Here is a 2,299-nt window from a genome sequence, read left to right on the forward strand (position 1 = left end):
CCCCTACCGCAACCACCGCAGGCCGCCACCGGGCGCCCGCCCACCGCCCCCCCTTACGCGCCGCGCCGCTCGACGCCAACCGACACCCCGGCGGCCAGCGCCGCTTGGCACCGGCTGCCGGCACCGCTCGGCACCGGCTGTCACGCCGGCTGCCCGTGTCAGTGCCGGTGCCCGTGCCGGTCCCGGTGCCGGTTGACGTCGGCCGTCAACGCTGGTCGTCACGCTCCCGGCGGACGGTCACCTTGCGGCCCTTGATGGTGGCGCCCCGCAGCGACGCGATGACCTGCTGCGCGGCCCCCTCCGGCACCTCGACCAGCGAGAACCGGTCGGCGATCTCGATCGCGCCGATGTCGCGGCCGTTGAGCCGCGCCTCGCCCGCGATCGCGCCCACCAGGTCCTGCGGCCGGATGCCCGAGCTGCGCCCGGCGCCCACGAACAGCCGCGTCATGCCCGCCGAAGGCCGCCGCGGCTTGCGCTCCCGCCGCTCACCGCCCGCCTCCCGGCCACGTCGGTCACCGGACCGCGGCACGTACTCGGGGATCTCCTCCTCGTCCGCCGCCGCCCCGGTGGCCTCGTGCGCCAGCTTGACCGCCGCCAGCGCCACCTCCATCACGTCGAACTCGTCGGCCAGCGTCTCCACCACGACCCGGAAACCCTCCAGGTCGTCCTCCAGCAGGCTCTCGTGCAGCGCGGCGCGGGTCAGCTCCAGCCGACGCGCCCGCAGGTCGGCGATGGTGGGCACCTTCTCGACCTGGATGCGCTGCTTGGTGACCCGCTCGATCGTCTTGAGCATCCCGTGCTCGCGCGGCTCGGCGAGCGTGATCGCCACGCCCTCGCGCCCCGCGCGCCCGACCCGGCCGATGCGGTGCACGTACGACTCCGGCGCGGACGGCACGTTGTAGTTGACCACGTGGGTCAGCTGCTCGACGTCCAGGCCGCGGGCCGCCACGTCGGTGGCCACCAGCAGGTCCGCCGTGCCGTTGCGCAGGCGCGCCATGACGCGGTCGCGCTGCTCCTGGCTGATGCCGCCGTGCAGCGATTCCGCGCGGTAGCCGCGGCCGTTGAGGGTCTCGGTGAGCTGGTCGACCTCGTCGCGCGTGCGGCAGAACACGATCGCGGCGGTCGGCGCCTCCACGTCGAGCACCCGGCCCAGCGCGGCCGGCTTGTGGGCGCGCGGCACGACGTACGCGCTCTGCCGCACCCGCGGGGCCTCGCCGGGCTCGGTCTGCTCGCGGCCGATGGTGATGCGGACCGGGTCCTTCAGGTGCCGCCGGGCCAGCCGGTCGATGTGCGGCGGCATCGTCGCGGAGAACAGCACGGTCTGCCGGTCGGCCGGGGCCTCGGAGAGGATCGAGTCCAGGTCCTCGGCGAACCCCATGTCGAGCATCTCGTCGGCCTCGTCCAGCACGACGACCTTCAGGTGCTCCAGCTTCAACGTGCCGCGGTTGAGGTGGTCCACGGCCCGGCCCGGCGTCGCGACCACGACGTCGACACCCTGCTCCAGCACCCGCAGCTGTCGCCCGATCGGCTGACCGCCGTAGATCGGCAGCACCCGCGCGCCCAACTCGCGCCCGTACCGGTGGACGGCTTCGGAAACCTGCACCGCCAACTCGCGCGTCGGCACCAGGACCAGCGCGAACGGGGCACGCTCGGTCCGACCCCCGTCACCCATGCGCTCCAGGACGGGCAGCGCGAACGCGGCTGTCTTGCCGGTGCCGGTGGCTGCTTGGCCGAGCAGGTCGAGACCTTCGGTGAGCGGCCCGATGGCCTCGCGCTGGATGGGGGTGGGCTCCTCGTAGCCGAGGCCGTTCAGGGCGCGGAGCAGTTCGGGGCGCAACCCGAGGTCGGCGAAGCTGGTCCGGTCGTCGGGCTCGTCGTTCATGTGGTCAAGTTTCGCTGATCGCCCTGGAAGCGCGCGGCGAGGGGGTCCGCCGGGCGCGGGCGGGGAGGGGGCGGGGTGTGGAACTCGGGGACCGGAACGGGGGACTCGCCCGGCCCGAACGTTCGACACGCCCGGTCCGAACGGAGGACACGCCCGGCTTGAACGGAGGACACGCGCGGCTTGAACGGAGGACACGCGCGGCCTGAGCGCATGACTCGCCAGGTCTGAACGCATGACTCGCGCGGTGCGAACGCATGACTCGCGCGGGTTGAGCGCATGACTCGCCGGGTCTGGGCGTACGACTCGCGCGGGCTGGGGGTACGAGCGTTATTCAGAAGTCATCGGCTCAGGCGGTAGTGCTCGAGGTTGGTGATGATGCGGATGATTGTGGGCAGTTCGGTCAGGCGGGCTCGGTAG

General features: G+C 73.2%; 1 protein-coding gene. It reads right to left on the minus strand.

Going from position 1 to position 2,299, the window contains the following annotated elements:
* Window positions 1-205: 205 nt before the first annotated feature.
* Complete coding sequence (locus ACFV4N_RS42915) at window positions 206-1,882, minus strand: DEAD/DEAH box helicase (RefSeq protein ID WP_499678444.1); 1,677 nt, start codon at window positions 1,880-1,882, stop codon at window positions 206-208.
* Window positions 1,883-2,299 lie beyond the last annotated feature (417 nt).

Source organism: Actinosynnema sp. NPDC059797 (assembly GCF_042732085.1).
Taxonomy (GTDB): domain Bacteria; phylum Actinomycetota; class Actinomycetes; order Mycobacteriales; family Pseudonocardiaceae; genus Actinosynnema.

Coding starts and splice junctions, on each gene's coding strand:
- ACFV4N_RS42915 (WP_499678444.1), bottom strand. CDS start 1,882: ATGAACGACGAGCCCGACGACCGGACCAGCTTCGCCGACCTCGGGTTG.